The organism is Tibeticola sp. (assembly GCF_022759015.1).
GTDB lineage: Bacteria > Pseudomonadota > Gammaproteobacteria > Burkholderiales > Burkholderiaceae_C > Tibeticola > Tibeticola sediminis.
Genome location: NZ_JAEMQB010000053.1, coordinates 1 through 20,691, shown reverse-complemented (window position 1 = coordinate 20,691; position 20,691 = coordinate 1). Strand labels below are relative to the sequence as shown.

At 67.1% G+C, this 20,691-nt stretch carries 12 protein-coding genes; 7 read left to right on the top strand and 5 right to left on the bottom strand.

Translation table 11 applies throughout. The annotated features are described in order from the left end of the window. Positions 1-10: 10 nt before the first annotated feature. The 3 genes from JHC36_RS03100 to dapC all read right to left on the bottom strand — a co-directional run bounded on the left by JHC36_RS03100 (position 11) and on the right by dapC (position 3,359). On the bottom strand, positions 11-1,174 hold the full coding sequence (locus JHC36_RS03100) for a PilT/PilU family type 4a pilus ATPase (protein WP_287915792.1): 1,164 nt from the start codon (positions 1,172-1,174) through the stop codon (positions 11-13). 77 nt (positions 1,175-1,251) lie between these two features. Beyond that, on the bottom strand, positions 1,252-2,076 hold the full coding sequence (gene dapD / locus JHC36_RS03095) for a 2,3,4,5-tetrahydropyridine-2,6-dicarboxylate N-succinyltransferase (RefSeq protein ID WP_287915705.1): 825 nt from the start codon (positions 2,074-2,076) through the stop codon (positions 1,252-1,254). A 47-nt stretch (positions 2,077-2,123) separates the two neighbouring features. Continuing rightward, positions 2,124-3,359, bottom strand: a complete 1,236-nt coding sequence (gene dapC / locus JHC36_RS03090) for a succinyldiaminopimelate transaminase (RefSeq protein ID WP_287915702.1) — start codon at positions 3,357-3,359, stop codon at positions 2,124-2,126. Between the two features lie 217 nt (positions 3,360-3,576). On the opposite strand from dapC, the gene smc reads away from it, so the two are divergent. From smc to JHC36_RS03065, 5 genes are all read left to right on the top strand, one after another. Next, on the top strand, positions 3,577-7,092 hold the full coding sequence (smc, locus tag JHC36_RS03085; RefSeq protein ID WP_287915699.1) for a chromosome segregation protein SMC: 3,516 nt from the start codon (positions 3,577-3,579) through the stop codon (positions 7,090-7,092). A 189-nt stretch (positions 7,093-7,281) separates the two neighbouring features. Continuing rightward, a complete protein-coding gene (locus JHC36_RS03080; RefSeq protein ID WP_287915696.1) occupies positions 7,282-8,325 on the top strand; it encodes a cell division protein ZipA C-terminal FtsZ-binding domain-containing protein in 1,044 nt (347 codons plus the stop codon). Beyond that, entirely contained in the window at positions 8,322-10,397 is a 2,076-nt protein-coding gene (gene ligA, locus JHC36_RS03075) for an NAD-dependent DNA ligase LigA (RefSeq protein WP_287915694.1), read from the top strand. Before JHC36_RS03080 ends, ligA begins: the two co-directional genes overlap by 4 nt. Beyond that, entirely contained in the window at positions 10,384-10,923 is a 540-nt protein-coding gene (gene def, locus JHC36_RS03070; RefSeq protein WP_287915692.1) for a peptide deformylase, read from the top strand. The genes ligA and def overlap by 14 nt, the downstream gene beginning before the upstream one ends. Continuing rightward, complete coding sequence (locus JHC36_RS03065) at positions 10,923-12,248, top strand: MFS transporter (protein ID WP_287915689.1); 1,326 nt, start codon at positions 10,923-10,925, stop codon at positions 12,246-12,248. Before def ends, JHC36_RS03065 begins: the two co-directional genes overlap by 1 nt. Before the next feature lie 35 nt (positions 12,249-12,283). Here JHC36_RS03065 and JHC36_RS03060 read toward each other — a convergent pair whose 3' ends face one another. Together JHC36_RS03060 and map are read right to left on the bottom strand one after the other, a co-directional pair. Further along, positions 12,284-14,950 carry a [protein-PII] uridylyltransferase gene (locus JHC36_RS03060; RefSeq protein WP_287915686.1) on the bottom strand — a complete coding sequence of 889 codons (2,667 nt, stop codon included), beginning with the start codon at positions 14,948-14,950 and terminating at the stop codon, positions 12,284-12,286. Positions 14,951-14,976: 26 nt separating this feature from the next. Further along, the gene (gene map / locus JHC36_RS03055; protein WP_287915684.1) at positions 14,977-15,798 is read right to left on the bottom strand and encodes a type I methionyl aminopeptidase; all 822 of its coding nucleotides are present in this window, start codon (positions 15,796-15,798) and stop codon (positions 14,977-14,979) included. A gap of 158 nt (positions 15,799-15,956) precedes the next feature. On the opposite strand from map, the gene purL reads away from it, so the two are divergent. Then, positions 15,957-19,964 carry a phosphoribosylformylglycinamidine synthase gene (gene purL, locus JHC36_RS03050; RefSeq protein WP_287915681.1) on the top strand — a complete coding sequence of 1,336 codons (4,008 nt, stop codon included), beginning with the start codon at positions 15,957-15,959 and terminating at the stop codon, positions 19,962-19,964. Positions 19,965-19,979: 15 nt separating this feature from the next. Continuing rightward, on the top strand, positions 19,980-20,691 hold a 712-nt coding region (locus tag JHC36_RS03045), incomplete at its 3' end, for a DUF808 domain-containing protein (protein WP_287915679.1).

Sequence of the window (20,691 nt, the reverse complement as noted above, 5' to 3'; positions counted from 1 at the left end):
TGAGAGGGGTTCAGCTGCGCCCGCGGGCCGGGGCGGGGGCGTCGAGCACGATTTCGGTAAAGACCGGGCGGTCATCCGGCGCCGGATCGGCCGCGAGCGCCGGACCCTTCTTGGTGAAGTCGTTCTGCAGCCGCCACATCAGGTTGGTGACGGAGTCGGCATGCAGCAGACCTTCCTTGCGATCGACCAGACCCGAGCGGATGAGCCGGGCGATATCGTCTTCGAAGGTCTGGGAGCCTTCGGCGAGCGAATTCGTCATGGCTTCCTTGACGCCAGCGAAGTCCCCCTTTTCGATGTGCTCCGAGATCAGCCGCGCGTTGAGCAGCACTTCGACCGCCGGAATGCGGGTGTTGTGGACCGTGCGTAGCAATCGTTGCGAGACGATGGCCTTGAGTGCGGTCGCCAGGTCCCCCAACATGGCTGGCCGAACCTCGGCCGGATAGAAGCTCAGAATGCGGTTGAGCGCCTGGTAGCTGTTGCTCGCATGCAGCGTCGACAGGCAGAGGTGGCCCGACTGCGCATACGCCAAGGCCGCAGACATTGTCTCCCGGTCGCGAATTTCGCCGATCATGATGACGTCGGGCATCTGCCGCAGTGCGTTCTTCAGACCGACGGCGAGCGAGGCGGTATCGCTTCCGACTTCGCGTTGGTTGACGATGGATCGCTTGTTCGTGAAGACGAACTCGATCGGGTCCTCGATGGTGAGAATGTGGCCGGGCTCCCGCTCGTTGCGCTGGTCGAGCATGCTGGCAAGCGTCGTGCTTTTCCCGGCGCCCGTGGCCCCGACGATCAAAATCAACCCGCGGCGCTCCATCACCAGTTCGCCCAGGATCGGCGGCAGGTTCAGCGTTTCGAGACGCGGAATTTCCGCCGTGAGGTAGCGGATCGTCGCGGCGTAATGGCCGCGCTGCCGCAGCGCGCTGATGCGGAAGTTTCCAACGCCTTCGATCGTGATCGCAAGGTTGAGCTCCCCCGTTTCCTTCAGTTCCTCGATCCGGTTCGGAGCGACGATTTCCGACAGCAGGTTCAGAGGTGCCTCCGGCGGCAGCTTTTGCGCATTCATCGCGATGCACTGCCCGTCGATGCGGATCATGGCCGGCGCGTTGGCCGAGAGGTACACATCCGAGGCCTTACGCTCGGCCATCAAACGCAGGATGCGCTCCATCATGCTGATCTGAGCAGCGGGTTGGCTCATGGTGGCTCCAAAGGGCTCGGTCTGGGGACGTGGGCTGGCGGGGGCAGCGCGGCGTTTCAGTCGCGCAGCAGGTCGTTGAGGCTGGTCTTGGCGCGGGTTTGCGCGTCCACTCGCTTCACGATCACAGCGCAATAAAGGCTGTATTTGCCGTCGGCGCTGGGCAGATTGCCCGAGACCACCACCGAGCCCGCGGGCACGCGGCCGTAGTGCACCTCGCCCGTGGTGCGGTCATAAATCTTGGTACTCTGGCCGATGTAGACGCCCATGGAGATCACCGAGTTTTCCTCGACGACGACACCTTCGACGATTTCGGAGCGCGCGCCGATGAAACAGTTGTCCTCGATGATGGTGGGGCCCGCCTGCAGGGGCTCGAGCACGCCGCCGATGCCCACGCCGCCCGAGAGGTGCACGTTCTTGCCGATCTGCGCGCACGAACCCACGGTGGCCCAGGTGTCGACCATGGTGCCTTCATCGACGTAGGCGCCGATGTTCACGTAGCTCGGCATCAGGATGGCGCCGCGGGCGATGTAGCTGCCGCGCCGTGCCACGGCCGGCGGCACCACACGCACGCCGGTGGCTTTCAATTCGGCTTCGCTCATGCCCGCAAACTTGGTCGGCACCTTGTCGTAGAAGGTGAGGTCGCCGCTCTTCATCACCGTGTTGTCGTTGAGGCGGAACGACAGCAGCACCGCCTTCTTGATCCACTGGTGCGTCGTCCAGCGGCCCACGCCCTCGCGCGTGGCCACCCGCAGCTTGCCGGTGTTGAGCTCGTCGATGACGTGATGGACGGCGTCGACCACCTCCTTTGGGGCCGAAGCCGGCGAGAGCTCCGCGCGTTGTTCCCAGGCGTTGTCGATGATGGATTGCAGTTGTTGGCTCATGTGTCAGTCGTCGGGTGGGATTTGAACAGGGAAGAAAACCTGGGCGCTCAGGCCTTAGGCGTATGGGTCCGCACGGAGGCGGCGATGCGCTCGGCCGCCTCGATGCATTCGGCGGTGTCGGCGACGAGGGCCATGCGCACACGCCCCGCACCGGGGTTGTGGCCGTCCACCTCGCGTGCGAGGTAGCTGCCCGGCAGCACGGTCACATTGTATTGAGCCAGCAGTTCTCGGGCGAAGGCGGTGTCGCTGCCGCCAAACAGCCCGCCGACCCCCGCCCACAGGTAAAAGCCGGCGTCGGGCAGCCGCACGTCGAGCAGGCCTTCTAGCAAGGGCGTCACGGCCGCAAATTTCTCGCGGTACAGGCGCCGGTTCTCGACCACGTGGGCTTCGTCGCCCCAGGCCGCGATGCTCGCAGCCTGCACCACCGGGCTCATGGCGCTGCCGTGGTACGTGCGGTAGAGGGTGAACGGCGCGATCAGTCGCGCGTCTCCGGCGACGAAGCCGCTGCGCAGGCCCGGCACGTTGCTGCGCTTGGACAGGCTGGTGAAGGCCACGAGGCGGCGGAAATCGCTGCGGCCCAGGCGCAGCGCCGCCTCCAGACCGCCGAGCGGCGGCTCGTCGCGGAAATAGATTTCGCTGTAGCACTCGTCGGAGGCGATGACGAAGCCGTGCCGATCCGAGAGCTCGAACAGCCGCGCCCATTCGTCCATCGGCATCACCGCACCGGTCGGGTTGCCGGGCGAACACACGTAGAGCAGCCGCGTGCGTTCCCAAACGGCCTCGGGCACGGAGTCCCAGGCCACGGCGAAGTTGCGTGCTGGGTCGCTCGGCGCGTAATGCGGCGTGGCACCGGCCAGCAGCGCTGCGCCTTCGTAGATTTGATAGAAGGGATTGGGGCAGACGACGACGGCGTCACGGTCGTTCGGGTCGATCACGGTTTGCGCGAACGCGAACAGCGCTTCGCGCGAGCCGTTGACCGGCAGCACTTGTGTGGCGGGGTCGAGCGTCAGGCCATAACGGCGCTGTAGCCAGGCGGTGAACGCCGCGCGCAACGCGGGCGTGCCTGCCGTCGCCGGGTAGGCGGCCAGGCCGCTGGGCTGTGCGCGCGTGGCCGCCACGAGCGCGTCCTGAATGAAGGCGGGCGTGGCATGCTGCGGCTCGCCGATGCCCAGGCTGATCGGGCGCAGGTCCGCGGGCGGCGTCACGTCGGCAAACAGGCGGCGCAGCCGCTCGAAGGGGTAGGGTTGCAGGCGGGTGAGACGGGGGTTGAGCGGGGTGTCCATGGAGGGCTGATTATCGGTTGCAAAGCCGCAACCGCCCCACGCTATCATCCGCCTTTCCCTAGGGTCACGCTGAACCAGTGCCTCGCGCGGCGCATGCCATCCCGCAGCCGCTCGCGCGCCATGATGGCAGCTGATCCAGCGTTGCCACAGGGATCCACTGCTTTATCGTCCATCAGGGCCCGGTCTGCGTTGAGATCGGGCCGCCTTCCCGATACCCGTGCGACTCACGACCATCCGACTTTCAGGCTTCAAATCCTTCGCGGAGCCCACGCAGTTCGAGCTGCCGGGTCAGCTCGTGGGCGTCGTTGGCCCCAACGGTTGCGGAAAGTCCAACATCATCGACGCGGTGCGATGGGTGCTGGGCGAGTCCCGGGCGTCCGAACTGCGGGGCGAGTCGATGCAGGACGTCATTTTCAACGGGTCGACATCGCGCAAACCCGCTGGGCGTGCCAGCGTCGAACTCGTGTTCGACAACAGCGATCGGCGCGCGGGTGGCCAGTGGAATGCGTACAGCGAAATTTCCGTCAAGCGGGTACTGACCCGGGACGGAACCAGCAGCTATTTCATCAATGGCCAAAGCGTCCGCCGTCGGGACGTGCAGGATGTGTTTCTTGGCACCGGTCTCGGGCCCAGGGCCTACGCCATCATCGGTCAGGGGACCATCAACCGCATCCTCGAGTCCAAGCCTGAGGAGCTGCGCCTGTTCCTCGAAGAAGCGGCAGGCGTGTCGAAATACAAGGAACGACGCCGGGAAACCGAAAACCGGCTCGCCGACACGCGGGAGAACCTCACCCGGGTGCAGGACATTTTGCGCGAGCTCAACGCCAATCTCGAGCGGCTCGAGCGGCAAGCCGAGGTGGCGCAGCGCTATCACGCCCTACAGTCGGAGGTCACTAAGCGCCAGCAGCAGCTCTGGTACCTCAAGCGGCAGGAGAGCGCCGCCGAGCGGGCCCGGCTGGCCGCGGATGTGGGGCGTTTCACGCTCGAACTCGAAGGCCAAGTGAGCGAGTTGCGGCGGGTCGAGGCCGATCTGGAGCAGATCCGGCAGGCGCACTACGCCGCCGGCGACCAGGTGAATCAAGCGCAAGGGCGGCTGTATGAAGTGACGGCCGAGGTGGGGCGGCTCGAAGCCGAAATCCGCTTCGTCACGCAGTCGCGTCAGCGCGCGGCCGAGCGTTTGCAGCAAATCGAGGAGCAACGCCGACAATGGGCCCAGCGGGCCGAAGATGCGAGCGCCGAGCTCGAGGGCCTGGCCGAACAATCCGCCATCGCCGAGGACCGAGCAGCGGTTTTGCAGGAGCAGGTCCAGGAGTCCGAACGGTCCCTGCCCGAACTCGAAGACGCGTGGCGTCAGGCACTGGGTCGAGTCGAGGAACAGCGGGCTGCGGTGGCTCTGATCCAGCAACAGATTCAGGTGCTTGCGGCCGAGCAACGCAGCCTGGGGGAGCAACTGCGCCAGTTGCAGTCGCGGCGCGAACGTCTCGAGAGCGAACGGCGCTCGATGGGCAACCCCGACCCCCAGGCCGTGCAGCAACTCGAACTGGAGGTCGCTCGCGCCCGCGCCTGCTCGACCGAGGCAGAGCAGCGCCTTGCTGCCCTGCAAGCGCAATTACCTGAACTCGACGAGCAGCGCGCCCTCGCGCAGAAGAATGCCCAGCTCGAGGCCGAGCGCCAAACCGAATCCGCGGCGCGACTGCAGGCCCTCAAGTCGCTCCAGGACAAGCTCAAGGTCGACGGTCAGCTTCAGCCTTGGCTCGAGAAGCAAGGGCTCCAGAGTTTGCCAGCGTTGTGGACGCGCCTCAATGTCGAGCCGGGTTGGGAGACTGCGGTCGAGTCGGCGCTGCGTGAGCGCATGGGTGCGCTCGAGGTGTCTGAGCTCGAGCGGGTTCGCGCCTTCGAGAACGATCCGCCACCGGTGCGGCTGGCTTTCTACAGCGCGCAGATGGGGGCCGAGGTCGAGTCCGCCGCTGGCGCGGGCAGGGCGCTCATCGACGCGCTGCGCCTGCCGGACGCGGCGCTGCGCTCGGTCATGCATCGCTGGCTGCGGGGCTGCTGGCGCGCCGACACGCTGCGCGAAGCGCTGGACTTGCGCGCGCAGCTGCCGCCCGGCGGCTGTGTGTACACGCGCGATGGGCACGGCGTCGATTCGGCCGGCGTGATTTTTTACGCGCCGGATCATGAGCAAGCGGGCCTGTTGGCCCGGGCGCATGAAATCGAGAACCTGGAGCGGGCGGTTCGGGCGCAGGGCTTGCTCGCCGAGGAGGCGCGCTCTGCCTACGGGCGGGCCGACGCCGCCTGGCGCGGCGCACAGCAGGAGCTCGATCGGGCCCGGCAGGACGCCCGAGCCGCGCGTGATGCGGCCCATGCTGCTGAGCTTCGGTGGATGCAGCTGACGCAGCAGCTCGAGCAGAGCCGCGCGAAGGCCCGCTCGCTCGAGGACGATCTCGCTGAGGTCGATGCCGCCATCGAAGAAATTCTCGAACGGCAAGCCGCAGCAGAAGCTCGCTTCGAGAGCCTCGACATGCAGCTCGGCGAGGCGCAGGAGCGGCTGATCCTGCTGCAAGACCGGGGGACCGAGGCCGAGCGTGCGCTTCAGGCAGCCCGCGAGCAGCTGCGGGGGATCGAGCGGCAGGTTCAGGAGGCGGTCTTTGCCCAACGCAGCGTGGCCGCTCGCCAAGCCGAGCTCAGCCGGATCATCGAGACGGCGCAGATGCAGATCCAGGCGCTTGCCGAAGAGGCCGCGCGTCTGGAGGCTGAGCGTGTGCAGTTTCACGGGGAAGCGGCCGAGCGCTCGCTGCAGCAGGCGCTCGACCTCAAGCTCGAACGGGAGGCGGCGCTGGCGGCCGCGCGCAGTGCCTATGACGACCTCACGCAGCGGCTGCGCGCGGCCGATGAGCGCAGGCTCAAGCTCGAGCATGCGCTCGAACCCCTGCGCACTCGCATCACGGAGCTGCAGCTCAAGGAACAGGCGGCGCAGCTCGGTGAGGCGCAGTATGAGCAATACCTCACGGAAGCCGGCGCCGATTTGGAAGCCCTGGCGCAGTCGATCCAAAACGAGTCGGTGCGTCTGGCCGGGCTGCAGGGCGAGATCGACCGGCTGGGGCGGGAAATCGCGGCTTTGGGCGCGGTCAACCTCGCGGCTCTGGACGAGTTGGGGGCGGCGCGCGAGCGCAAAGCCTTCCTCGACAGTCAATCGGCCGACCTGGGTGATGCGATGCAAACGCTCGAAGATGCGATCCGCAAAATCGACACCGAAACCCGCGCGTTGTTGGCACAGACCTTCGAAGCCGTGAACGAACATTTTGGCCGCATGTTCCCCGAGCTGTTTGGCGGCGGGCAGGCCCGTTTGGTGATGACAGGCGAGGAAATCCTCGATGCGGGCGTGCAGGTGATGGCGCAGCCACCGGGCAAGAAGAATCAGACCATCCACCTGCTGTCGGGCGGGGAAAAGGCGCTGACCGCCATCGCGCTCGTGTTTGCGATCTTCCAGCTCAATCCGGCGCCTTTCTGTCTGCTGGACGAGGTGGATGCGCCGCTGGATGACGCCAACACGGAGCGCTATGCAAAGCTGGTGCGCCGCATGAGCCGGGACACCCAGTTCCTGTTCATCAGCCACAACAAGATCGCGATGGAGATGGCCGAGCAGCTGATCGGGGTCACCATGCAGGAGCAGGGGGTTTCGCGCATCGTGGCGGTCGATATGTCGGAGGCAGCGACTTTGGCCGCTGCCTGAGAGGCTGAGAGAGAATTGGTCATGCCCGCTTTGACGCCCCAAAACACGCCAGAGGGCGTTGCAAATGCGCGCCGTAGCCCGAGCTACGGCTGTGCTTTGCGCCTACTCGGGCGCGTTTTGGGGTGCCCCTTCGGGCACGCCCAATTCCCTCTCAGCCTCTGAGCCCATCTTGGAAAGAATGGAAGAGTCATGAGTTCGCTTCAGCTGGGGTTGGCCATCGCCGGGGCGCTGGTCCTCGCGGGGATCGTGGCGCACGGCGCTTGGCAGGCACGGCGGCGCACGCCGCGCCAGCCCATGATGGATCAGACACCGGCCGCGCCCGAGGACGGGGTGGTGCCGGATGCCCGGGTCGAGCCCACGCTCGACGATTTGAGCGCGGTCGCGCCGACGCCCACAGGCGAGAGCGTGCGCCGCGTCCAGCTCGACCCTTTGATCGACTCGATCGCGACCATCGAGCTCGATGCGCCGGTCAGCGGCGCGGCGGCCATCGCGGCCTTGCCCAGCACGCGGCGGGCTGGGAGCAAGCCGTTCGCGATCGAGGGGCTCGATGTCGAGGCGGGTCTCTGGGAACTCCCCCGACCCGAGCGCCGATACAGCGCGTTTCAGGCGGGGGTGCAGTTGGCCAACCGGGCGGGGGCGCTCAACGAAATCGAGTTCTCGGAATTTGCGGCCAAGGCGCAACAGTTCGCCGATGCCGTGGGCGGTGCCCTGAGCTTGCCTGAGATGCTCGAGGAGGTCGGTCGCGCCCGGGAACTGGATCGCTTTGCGAGTGCGCACGACGCTCAGCTCGGGTTTACGCTGCGCGCGCGCAGCGCGGCTTGGAGTCCGGGCTTCATTCAGCAGCATGCTGCGCGTTTTGGCTTCGTCGCCGGAGCCGTTCCTGGCCGCCTGGTCCTGCCTGCGCCCCAGCCTGGTCTACCGCCCACCTTGACGCTGGCCTTTGATCCGCAGGCGGCCTTGTCGGATGACCCCCATCTGAGTGCGGTGCGCCAGGTGGTTCTGAGTCTCGACGTACCACAGGTGGATCGCGCGCTGCAACCCTATGCCCGGATGCGGGAGATCGCGGTGGCCTTGACCGAGGTCTTCGACGCGGTGCTCACCGACGACAACGGCGACCCGATTCCGCAGCAGGCGCTCGACGCGATCGCACAAGATCTCGAGCAGTTGTACGACGCGCTCGAGGCGCGCGACCTCGGTGCCGGCTCCCCTCAGGCTCGGCGGCTGTTCACATGATGCAGGCATCGCCGTTGGCCGAGGCGGCCGCGCGCGCGCAGGAACTGCGCGCGCAGATCAACGATCACAACTGGCGCTACTACACGCTGGACGACCCGGTCATTTCGGACGCGGAGTACGACCGGCTGTTTCAAGAGCTCGAGGCGATCGAGGCGAAGTATCCCGAGCTGCGCACGCCCGATTCGCCGACCCAGCGGGTTGGCGGGCCGATTGCGAGCGGTTTTGCGCCGGTTCGGCACCGGGTGCCGATGCTGAGTATTCGGACCGAAACCGACGCCACGGCGGCGGGCGCGCGCGCCTTTGATGCCCGGGTGCGCAAAGAACTCGGCCTTGGCCCTGACGATCCGCCGCTCGACTATGTGGGCGAGCCGAAGTTCGACGGACTGGCGGTCAGCTTGCGGTACGAGCGCGGCATCCTCGTTCTTGGGGCGACGCGCGGTGATGGCGAAACCGGCGAAGACGTCACGGCCAACGTACGCACCATACGCCAGATTCCGCTGCGGCTCCAAGGCGTGACCGCGCCGGTGTGTGAGGTCCGCGGTGAGGTCTATATGCGCCGCGACGCATTCGAGGAACTCAACCGGCGACAGCGCGAGCGCGGCGAGAAAGTCTTCATGAATCCGCGCAATGCGGCAGCCGGGTCCTTGCGTCAGCTCGACCCCAAGGTTACGGCGCAGCGGCCTTTGAGTTTTTTTGCCTACGCCTTGGGGGAGCTCAGTTCGCCCGAGGAAGGCGGGCCCGAGATCCGCAGTCAGTGGGAATTGCTGCAAGCGCTCAAGGCCTGGGGCTTCCCGGTCAGCGAGCATGTGCGGCCCTGTCGCGGGGCCGAGGCGCTGATTGCCTATCACGATGAGATGGCTCGCCTGCGCCCGGACCTGCCCTACGACATCGACGGCGTGGTCTATAAAGTCGATTCGTTCGCGTTGCAGCAACAGCTCGGCTTCGTCGCCCGCGAGCCGCGTTGGGCCGTCGCGCACAAGTACCCGCCGCAAGAAGAGCTCACGACCGTGCTGGCCATCGAGGTGCAGGTGGGACGCACCGGCAAGCTCACGCCGGTGGCCAGACTGGAGCCCGTCTTTGTGGGCGGGGTGACCGTCACGAACGCCACCCTGCACAACGAGGACGAGGTGCGGCGCAAGGATGTACGCGTCGGGGATACGGTGGTGGTGCGCCGGGCGGGCGATGTGATTCCCGAGGTGGTTGCGGTCGTATTCGAGCGTCGCAAAGGCAACCCGCCGCCGTTTTCGATGCCCAAGCAATGCCCCGTTTGCGGCAGCGCCGTCGTGCGCGAAGAAGGCGAGGCTGATTACCGCTGCACCGGGGGGCTGTTCTGCCCGGCGCAGCGCAAGCAGGCGATTTTGCATTTCGCGCAGCGGCGGGCGCTCGACATCGAGGGTTTGGGCGAAAAAATCGTCGACCAGCTCGTCGATCAGGGCTTGGTGCGTACCGTTGCCGATCTCTATCGCCTCGACCTGCCGACTTTGGCGGCCCTGGAGCGCATGGGTGAGAAGTCCGCGCGCAATCTGCTCGAGGCCATTGCTCGGTCCAAGGCAACGACTTTGCCCCGCTTCATCTTTGGCCTGGGCATTCGCCATGTGGGGGAGGCTACCGCCAAGGCGCTGACGCGGCATTTCGGGTCGCTCGATGTCTTGATGCATGCGACCGAGGCCGAATTGGCCGCGGTTCCGGATGTCGGCCCGGTGGTGGCGCGCAGCATCCGCCTCTTTTTCGACCAGCCGCACAACCAGGAGGTCATCGCGGATTTGCGCGCGCTCGGCGTGCATTGGCCCGAAGGGCCTGCTGCGCCGAGTGCGCAGAAGTTGCCCTTGGCCGGCAAGACGGTCGTCCTCACGGGCACCCTGCCGACGCTGACGCGCGAGGATGCGAAAGAGCGCCTTGAGGCGGCCGGTGCCAAGGTCAGCTCCTCGGTGAGCCGCAAAACCGACTATGTGATTGCGGGTGCAGAGGCGGGCAGTAAGCTCGAAAAGGCGCGCGAATTGGGCGTGCCGGTGCTGGACGAGGCGGGCTTCTTCGCCTTGCTGGAAGGACGCGATCCCCATGCCAGTGCGTGAGATTTTGAAAATGGGCGACCCGCGGCTGCTACGGGTCGCGCAGCGCGTCGAAGCCTTCGATACGCCGGAGCTGCATGCGCTGATCCGCGACCTGCACGACACCATGGTGGCCGCGCATGGAGCCGGCTTGGCCGCGCCGCAGATCGGGGTCGACCAACGGGTGGTGATCTTTGGTTCGGACGCGCCGAATCCGCGCTACCCGGACGCTCCCGTGGTTCCCAAGACCATTTTGTGCAACCCCACCATCGAGCCCTTGGGACCCGAGGAGGAAGAGGGTTGGGAAGGCTGCCTCTCCGTCCCCGGCTTGCGCGGCGTGGTGCCGCGCTGGCGGCGCATCCGCTACCGCGGATACGACCCGCTGGGCCGCGTCATCGAGCGGGTTGCCGAGGGCTTTCACGCCCGCGTCGTTCAGCATGAATGCGACCACCTCGACGGGGTGCTCTACCCGATGCGGGTGCGTGATTTCAGGCGCTTTGGCTACACCGAAGTGCTGTTTCCCAATCTCGATCCCGGCGAGGATGACTGATGTCGCCCTTGGTCGGGTCCGCCGTGAGAGAGCGCTGGCCGTGGCGCTTGTTGCCCACGGGTGACCTCTTGCGCGATGCCGTTTACCGGCGGCTGTGGTTGTCGGTTTTGATCAGCTCGTTTGGCGCGCAGGTGACGATGCTCGCCATTCCGCTGACCGCGGCCGTGCTGCTGCATGCCACGCCGACGCAGATGGGGTGGCTCACCACGGTCGAGTTGCTGCCGTTCGTGTTGTTTTCTTTGCCGGTGGGCGTTTGGCTCGATCGGGTCCGCAAGCTGCCGCTCTACATCGCTGGCGAGGCATTGCTCGCGCTGGCGGTGGGGTCGGTGCCCCTGGCTTGGGCCATGGGCGCCTTGAGCATGGGTTGGCTGTATGCCGTTGGCTTCGTCGGCGGCATGGTGCACACGGTCGCGGGCTCGGCAGCGCAAATCGTGCTCACGCAGGTGGTGCCTCGCGAGCGGCTGGTCGAGGCCCATGCGCGCAATTCCTTGGCCAGTTCGAGCGCAGAGGTGGCCGGGCCTGGCGTTGCAGGCGTCCTGATCCGGCTGCTTGGGGCCCCGCTGGCCTTGTTGGCCGATGCGGCGATGCTGCTGCTCTCGGCGCTCGTCTTGCGCTCAACCCCGGTGCAGGAGACGCCCGCGGCCTGCAAGCCGGGCGGGTTCTGGCAGGACTTGCGCGAAGGCTTGCGCTTCGTCGCCCGCGAGCCGCTGCTGCGCAGCCTCGCCTTGGCCGTTGGGCTGTGGCAGATTGCCCACCAGTCGGCCATGGTGGTCCAGATTCTGATCGCGACGCGACAGCTCGGCATGAGCGAGAGTGCGGTCGGCACGAGCTACGTGGCGCTGGGTGTCGGCACTGTGACCGCGAGTCTGTTGGGCGACCGTTTGAGCCGCCGTTTCGGGCCCGGTCCGTCGCTGCTCGGGGGCTTTGCGCTCACGGGCATGGGCTGGGGCTTGCTCGCGCTCGCGCCCGTCGGGCGGTGGGGCGTCGCCGCGTTTGCGCTCAACCTGGCCTTGTTCGGCCTCGGGGCGGTGCTGATCTTCATTAACTTCATTGGGATGCGGCAAGCGGTGACGCCCGAGCCTTTGTTGGGGCGCATGACGAGCACGATGCGCTGGCTCATCCTGCTGCCTGCCGGGCCCGGGGCTTTGCTCGGCGGGTGGATCGGCGAGCATGTCGGGCTGCGGGCGTCGTTGGCCTTTGCCGGCGCGGCAGCCCTGGCCTTGTCGGTCGGTGCCGCGGTTTTCGGTGGGTTGCTGCAGATTCGGCGGCTGCCCAAGCCCGCGGCGCATGTGCCGTTCGAGGTGCTCGACGACGCGACGACCTGAGCCCGTGGCAGGGCTGAACCCATCGCGCGGGACGCTCACTGCGGCGCGATGGCTTGCAGCAATTCGGTTTCGATTTCGAGTTGGCGGCGGGCGTGTTGCAGCTCGTCCCCCTCGACCACGAAGGTGTCTTCGACACGCTCACCCAGGGTGCTGATCTTTGCGAGCTGGATGCTTACCCGGTGCTGGGCGAGGACGCGCGCGATCGCATAGAGCAGGCCGGGCCGGTCGCTGGTGGAGACGAAGAGCAGCCAGCGTTGCCCTTTCTCATCCGGGCGCAGGTCGATGCGTGGTGTGACCGGGAAGCTGCGCACGCGGCGCGAGGGGCGGCCGCGGCGCGGCGGAGGAAGGGGATCGTCGGTACCGATCGCATCGCTGAGGCCTTTTTCGATCATCGTGATCCACTCGCGATAGTGTTCCGGCTGCAGGTCGGTGACGACCTGGAAGGTGTCGAGCGCGTAGCCGTCGCTGGTGGTGTGGACTTTGGCGTCGAGCACGTTGAAGTTGGCGCGATCGAAATAGGCGCAGAGGCGCGCGAACAGGTCGGCTTGATCGCGGCAATAGACGAGCACCTGCAGACCTTCACCCAGTGGTGAATGACGGGCGCGCACCAGCGGCGGCAAGGGGGCATCGGGCTGCTTTTGTGCGTGCAGGGCCCGGTGGCGGCTGATCTGGCGCGCATGCCAAGCGAGTTCATTGGCGTCATGCCGCATGAAGTAGCCGAGGTCGAGCGTGTCCCACAAGGCTTGATGGGCCGAGTGCGGTTGGGCGTGCAGGGCCAGCAGCACCTGGGCCTCGCGTTTGCGTTCGGCGACGGCGGCTGCCGCATCGGTGCGTGCGCCGCCGAGCGCACGTAGGCTGGCGCGGTAGAGGTCTTCGAGCAGCTTGCCCTTCCAGGCGTTCCAGACCTTGGGGCTGGTGCCGCGGATGTCGGCAACCGTCAGCAGATAGAGGCCGGTCAGTCGCCGCTCGGTTCCCACGCGGCGCACAAAGGCTTCGATGACGGCCGGGTCGCCGAGGTCCTGCTTCTGGGCGACGTGGCTCATCAGCAGATGCTCGCGCACGAGAAATTCCGCCAGATCGGCCGCCTCGCCTTCGATTTGGTGCGCGCGGCAAAACCGGCGGACCTCACGCGCGCCGATCTCGGAGTGGTCGCCGCCGCGGCCTTTGCCGATGTCGTGAAACAGCGCGGCCAGATAGAGGATCCAGGGCTGTTCCCAACTGGCTGCGAGCTGCGAGCAATGGGGGTACTCGTGCGCGTGCTCCGCGATGAAGAAGCGGCGGACGTTGCGCAAAACCATGAGGATATGCTGGTCGACCGTGTACACATGGAACAGGTCGTGCTGCATTTGACCCACGGTGCGACGGAAGGCCCATAGGTAGCGCCCGAGCACCGAGGTCTGGTTCATCAGGCGCATTGCGTGGGTGATACCCTGCGGCTGCTGCAGGATTTGGCGGAAGGTTGCGCGGTTGGCCGGATCTCGACGGAATCGCGCGTCCATCAGCCGCCGCGCGTTGTAGAGCGCGCGCAGGGTGCGCGCGGAGAGCCCTTTGACACCGACCGTGGTTTGGTAGATGAGGAAGGTTTCCAGGATGGCGTGGGGCTCGCGTCGATAGAGATCGTCGTCGGCGACTTCGATCATCCCAGCCTTGTCCCAAAAGCGGTCGTTGATCCGGCGCAAAGCCTGCGGGGTGCCAGCCGCGGCGGTGCTCAGCCGCTCCTCGATGTTGAGTATGAGGATTTGGTTGAGCTGGGTGACGGCTTTCGCGGCCCAGTAGTACCGGCGCATCAGCGCCTCGCTGGCGCGCTGCTGCAGGCGGCCGTTCTTGGCATACCGATCGACCTCGCCGAAGGACTCGGCAAGCGCGGTTTGCAGGTCGAAAATGAGCCGGTCTTCCCGGCGACGCGCGGCCAGGTGGAGCCGCACGCGGATCAAGGCGAGCAGCGCCTCGTTGCGTTTGAGCTGACGAACCTCGAGGGCGGTGGCGAGCCCTCGGCGTTCCAGGTCGCTCCAGCTCTGTCCGAGCCCCGCCGCCTTCGCCACCCAGAGGATCACTTGCAGGTCACGCAGCCCGCCCGGTGATTCTTTGCAGTTGGGCTCGAGCGCGTAGGGGGTGTTCTCAAACTTCTGGTGCCGCTGACGCATCTCGAGCGTCTTGGCGACGAAAAACGCCTGGGGGTCGAGCGCGGAGGCAAAGCGCGCCTGAAAGCGGGCGTACAGTGCGGGGTCACCCAAGATGAGCCGCGCTTCGAGCATCGCGGTTTGGATGGTGATGTCCCGCGCCGCCTCACTCACGCATTCGTCGATGCTGCGGACCGAGGCGCCAATTTCCAGGCCGCTGTCCCAGCACAGGCCGATGAAGCGTTCGATCGCTGTTTTGAGGACGGCCTCGGCCTGGGGATCGGGCGCGTCGACCTCTGGCAGCAGGATCAGGACGTCGACGTCCGAGTGGGGGTAGAGCTCCCCGCGGCCATAGCCGCCGACGGCCGCGAGCGCGGCACCGGTCGGGATGGCGGCGTCGGTCCAGAGGGCGCGTAGCAGATCGTCGACGAGAGCCGCCGCGCGACGCAGCGTTTGCCGCAAGCCCCGGGTCGAACGGCCGCGCTCATGCGGGGCGAAGAGGGCCGCCTTGTCGCGCAGGAAGCACTCGCGCCGGCTCAAGGGGGCTGCTTCGAGGGGGGCGGGGCAGGGCTCGCTCGACATGGGCCGCGGCTTGAGCGTTCAGCCTCTTACGCAGTCGAGGCGGCGAAGCCCCGCACGAACGCGGGTGGCGGCGGCGCGCCCTCGGACTGCGTGAGCACCTCGTAGCCGGTGGGCGTGACCAAAATCGTGTGCTCCCATTGCGCCGACAGCGACCGGTCCTTGGTGACGATGGTCCAGCCATCGCCCAGTTCCTTGATGTCGCGCCGGCCGGCGTTGAGCATGGGCTCGATGGTGAAGATCATGCCGGCCTCGAGCCGCTCGAGCGTGCCGGGCCGGCCGTAATGCAGCACCTGCGGCTCGTCATGGAATTTGCGACCGATGCCGTGGCCGCAGAACTCACGCACCACGCTCAGGCCGTGGCGCTCGGCGAAGCTCTGGATGGCGTGACCGATGTCGCCCAGATGCGCCCCGGGCCGCACCTGCTCGATGCCCAGCCACAGGGCTTCATAGGTCAGCGCGCAGAGGCGTTTGGCCGCGATCGATGCGTCGCCGACGATGAACATGCGGCTCGAATCGCCGTGCCAGCCGTCCTTGATGAGGGTGACGTCGATGTTGAGGATGTCGCCTTTTTTGAGCGGCTTGTCATTGGGAATGCCGTGGCAGACCTGGTGGTTGATCGAGGTGCAGATCGACTTGGGGTAGGGCGCGTGGCCCGGCGGCTGATAGTTCAGCGGCGCGGAGATCGCTCCGAGCACCTCAGTGGTGTAGGTTTCGGCCAGGCGGTCGAGCTCGTTGGTGGTGATGCCCGGCTGGACGAAGGGGGTGAGGTAGTCGAGCAGGCGGCCGGTGAGTTGCCCGACCACGCGCATGCCTTGGATTTCTTCCTCGGTGTGTAGGTGAATGCTCATGGCCCAATTATCCCATTCACCCCCTTGGGGCGGCTTGGGCATCGTTCAGCCCCCTTTAAAATCAGGCGCTTTTCGGGCCTGTAACCGCGTCGCCAGGCGCAAGCGCCCGAAGTCCACTCCGCCACCCCCTTTTCCCCGCTCCAACCCGGGCCCCGCGCGTGACAGCTCCCAATCTGACCCTATTCGATGGCGCGAATGCGCTCAGTCCTTTCCGTATCCGCCAACTGTTGCCGCGGCTGCAGGCCATCGACCCGCGGGTGCAGGGCTTGGCGGCCCGCTTCGTGCATGTGGTCGCGACCGATGCCCCGCCCGATGCGGCGCTGCAGGATCGGCTGGCCGCCTTGCTGCGGTACGGGGAACCGTTCGAGGGCCAGACCGCCGGCGATGCGCTGCGGCTCATCGTGGCGCCGCGCGTCGGAACGATTTCCCCCTGGGCCTCGAAAGCGACCGACATTGCCCGCAACTGTGGGCTGGCCGTGCACCGCATCGAGCGCGTGACGGAGTTCCATCTGACGCTCAAGTCGCCGCTGCTGGGCCGGGCGAGCGTCGATGCGGGCACGCGCGAGCGGCTGGCGGCCGTGCTGCATGACCGCATGACCGAATCGGTCTTGCCCGACCGGGAGGCCGTCCGCGCCCTCTTTGCCGAGCTGCCGCCAGCACCGCTCGAGCATGTCGATGTGCTCGGCGGTGGCCGCGATGCCTTGGTGCGGGCCAACCAAGCCTGGGGCCTGGCGCTGGCCGAGGACGAGATCGACTACCTGGTCGACGCGTTCACGCGGCTGGGTCGCAACCCGACGGATGTCGAACTGATGATGTTCGCGCAGGCCAACAGCGAACATTGCCGGCACAAGATTTTCAACGCCCAGTTCATCATCGACGGCACGCCGCAGGAACAGAGCCTATTCGCGATGATCCGCCACACGCACCGCATGGCGCCGCAGCACACGGTCGTGGCGTATTCCGACAACGCTTCGGTCATCGAAGGCCGTCCGACCGAGGTTTTTGTGGCAAAAACCCAAGAATCCCAGCGTGATTCGGTCGTTCCTTGCTATCAAAAAGAGACTCTGCTGCAGCATGTGCTGATGAAGGTGGAGACACACAACCACCCCACGGCGATCTCGCCTTTTCCTGGTGCGGCCACCGGCGCGGGTGGGGAAATCCGCGACGAGGGCGCCACGGGTCGCGGTTCCGAGCCAAAAGCGGGTTTGACGGGCTTCACCGTGGGCAAGCTCTGGGGTGGGCTTGCCGATGCGCCGGGGGGCAAGCCCGCGCACATCGCCAGCCCCTTGCAGATCATGATCGAAGGGCCGCTCGGCGGGGCGGCATTCAACAACGAGTTTGGTCGGCCCAATCTCGCGGGCTACTTCCGCGAATACGAGCAGCAGGTGGCCGGTGTGCAGCGCGGCTACCACAAACCCATCATGATTGCGGGCGGCCTGGGCCAGATCGACGCGCGGCTCACCCACAAGGTGGCGTTCCCGGCCGGCACGCTGCTGGTGCAACTGGGTGGGCCGGGCATGCGCATCGGCATGGGCGGCGGGGCGGCGAGCTCGATGGCCACCGGCGCGAACGCCGCCGAACTGGACTTCGACTCGGTGCAGCGCGGCAACCCCGAGATCGAGCGCCGCGCGCAGGAAGTCATCAACGCCTGTTGGGCCCAGGGTGAGGCCAACCCGATTCTGGCCATTCACGACGTGGGTGCGGGTGGGCTCTCCAACGCTTTCCCCGAACTGACGAACGATGCCGGTCGCGGTGCGCGCTTCGACCTACGCGCCATACCGCTCGAAGAGTCGGGGCTGTCGCCGCGCGAGATCTGGTGCAACGAAAGCCAGGAGCGCTATGTGCTGGCCATCGCCCCCGAGTCGCTCGACGCTTTTGCGGCCATCTGTGCGCGGGAGCGTTGCCCGTTTGCCGTCGTCGGCCGTGCCACCGAGGCGCGCACGCTCGTCGTCGAAGACGGCGCGACGGCGGTGGTCGACATGCCGATGGATGTGTTGCTCGGCAAACCCCCGCGCATGACGCGCGACGTGCAGCGCGTGTCGCGCGAGGCCGGCGTGCTCGACCTCACCGGCGTCACGCTGTCGCAGGCCGTGCACGAGGTGCTCGGGCACCCGACGGTGGCGTCCAAACGCTTTCTCATCACCATCGGCGACCGCACCGTGGGTGGACTCACGCACCGCGACCAGATGGTCGGCCCTTGGCAAGTGCCGGTGGCCGACTGCGCGGTGACGCTGGCCGATTACGCGGGCTTTGCGGGCGAGGCGATGAGCATGGGCGAGCGCACGCCGCTGGCCGCGACCGATGCGCCGGCTTCTGGCCGCATGGCGGTGGCCGAGGCCATCACCAACCTGCTGGCTGCGCCGATCGAGCTCAATCGCGTCAAGCTCTCGGCCAACTGGATGGCCGCGTGCGGTGAGCCCGGCGAGGACGCGGCGCTCTACGACACGGTCAAGGCGGTCGGCCTCGAGCTGTGCCCGGCGCTCGGGGTGTCGATCCCGGTCGGCAAAGACAGTTTGTCGATGCGCACGCAATGGACGCACGAGGGCGAGGCCCGCAAGGTCGTCTCGCCGGTGAGCCTGATCGTGAGCGCGTTTGCCACGCTCGACGACGTACGCGGCACGCTCACCCCGCAGCTCGACGCAGCGTGCGAGGACAGCACGCTCATCCTGGTCGACCTGGGCCGTGGCCGCATGCGCATGGGTGGCAGCATTCTCGCCCAGGTGCTGGACCAGGCCGGCGGCCCCGTGCCCGACCTCGACGAAGCGGCCGATCTGCGGCGGCTGGTCGACGCGGTCAACGAATTGCGCGCCCGTGGCGCCATCCTCGCCTACCACGACCGCAGCGACGGGGGGCTGTTCGCGGCCGTTGCCGAAATGGCCTTCGCCGGCCATGTGGGCGTGGCGCTCAACGTGGACCTGCTCGTCACCGAGGGCGACGGGATCAGCGACAGCCGCGCCGATGTGGGTGACGCCAAGAATTGGGCGGCCCAGGTCAGCGCGCGGCGGGAAGAGCAAACCCTCAAGGCCCTCTTCAACGAGGAACTCGGGGTGGTGTTGCAGGTGCGCACCGCGCAGCGGGACGCCGTGTTGCAGACGCTGCGCGCGCACGGCCTGGGTGCCTGCAGCCACCCCATCGGCAAGACCCGGCCCGAAGCCTCGCCGATCGCGTTCGGCAAGGGTTCGCTGTCGGTGTGGCGCGACGCGCGCGAAATTTTCAGCGCGCCGCTGGCCGAGCTGCAGCAACGCTGGGACGAGGTGAGTTGGAAGATCTGCCGCGAGCGCGACAACCCCGAGTGTGCCGATGCCGAACACGCGGCGGCCGGCCGTGCGGACGATCCCGGCCTGCACGTCGCTCTGAGCTTTGACCCCGCGGAGGACGTGGCCGCACCCTACCTGAACCTCGCGCGGCCGCGCGTGGCCATCCTGCGCGAGCAGGGGGTGAACTCGCATGTGGAGATGGCCTATGCCTTCACCGAGGCCGGTTTCGATGCCGACGACGTGCACATGACCGACCTGCTGGCTGGGCGCGCGCGGCTTGCCGACTACCAGGGCATCGTCGCCTGCGGTGGGTTTTCCTACGGCGACACGCTGGGCGCGGGCATCGGCTGGGCGCGCTCGATCACCTTCAACCGCGGGCTGTCGGAGCAATTTCAGCAGTTTTTCGCCCGACCGGATACCTTTGGGCTCGGCGTGTGCAACGGCTGCCAGATGTTCGCCGAACTCGCCGACATCATCCCCGGCGCCGAACACTGGCCGCGCTTCACGACCAACCAAAGCGAACGCTTCGAAGCCCGCTTTTCCCTCGTCGAAGTGCTCGACTCGCCCAGCCTGTTCTTCGCCGGCATGGCCGGCAGCCGCCTGCCGATCGCGGTCGCGCACGGCGAGGGCTACGCCAACTTCCGCCACCGCGGTGACGCGGGCCGCGTGATCGGCGCGATGCGCTTCGTCGACCCCCACGGCCAGCCCACCGAGGTGTATCCGTACAACCCCAACGGCAGCCCCGGCGGTCTCACCGCCGTCACCACGGCCGATGGTCGCTTCACGGCCATGATGCCGCACCCGGAGCGGGTGTTCCGCAACATCCAGATGAGCTGGACCCCGCTCGACCCCGCCGCGGCCAGTCCCTGGATGCGCATCTGGCGCAACGCCCGGCGCTGGGTCGGGTAAGCGATCGAGTCAACCGTGGCCGCTGCCAGCCTGCTCGCGCTTCTCGACGACATCGCGACGCTGCTCGACGATGTCTCGGTCATGACCAAGACGGCGGCGGCCAAGACCTCGGGCGTCCTCGGTGATGACCTGGCGCTCAATGCGCAGCAGGTGCACGGCGTCGACCCGGATCGCGAGCTTCCCGTCGTCTGGGCCGTCGCCAAGGGCTCCTTGAAGAACAAGGCCATCCTGGTCCCGGCTGCGCTTGGCATCAGCGCCTTCGCGCCTTGGGCGGTGACACCGCTGCTCATGCTGGGCGGCACGTATTTGTGCTTCGAGGGCGCGGAGAAACTGCTCTCTCGCTGGTTGCCGCATGAGGCATCCAGCGAGGTGCCTGCCGCTCGCCCGGCGCCCGCCTCCACAGACCCCACGCCACTCGAGGCGGACAAAATCGCCGGTGCCGTGCGCACCGACTTCGTGTTGTCGGCCGAAATCATCGTCATTGCGCTCAGCACGGTGGCCGAGGCGCCGCTCGGGCAACGCGTCGCGGTGCTCGTGGGCATCGCCGTGCTGATGACCGTTGGGGTCTACGGCCTGGTGGCAGCGATCGTCAAGGCCGACGACTTTGGTCTTTGGCTCAGCGCGCGGCCCCGGGCGCTGTCCCGTGCGATCGGCCGGGGCATCTTGCGGGCCGCGCCTCGATTCATGCGCACGCTTTCGGTGCTGGGCACGGCGGCGATGTTCACGG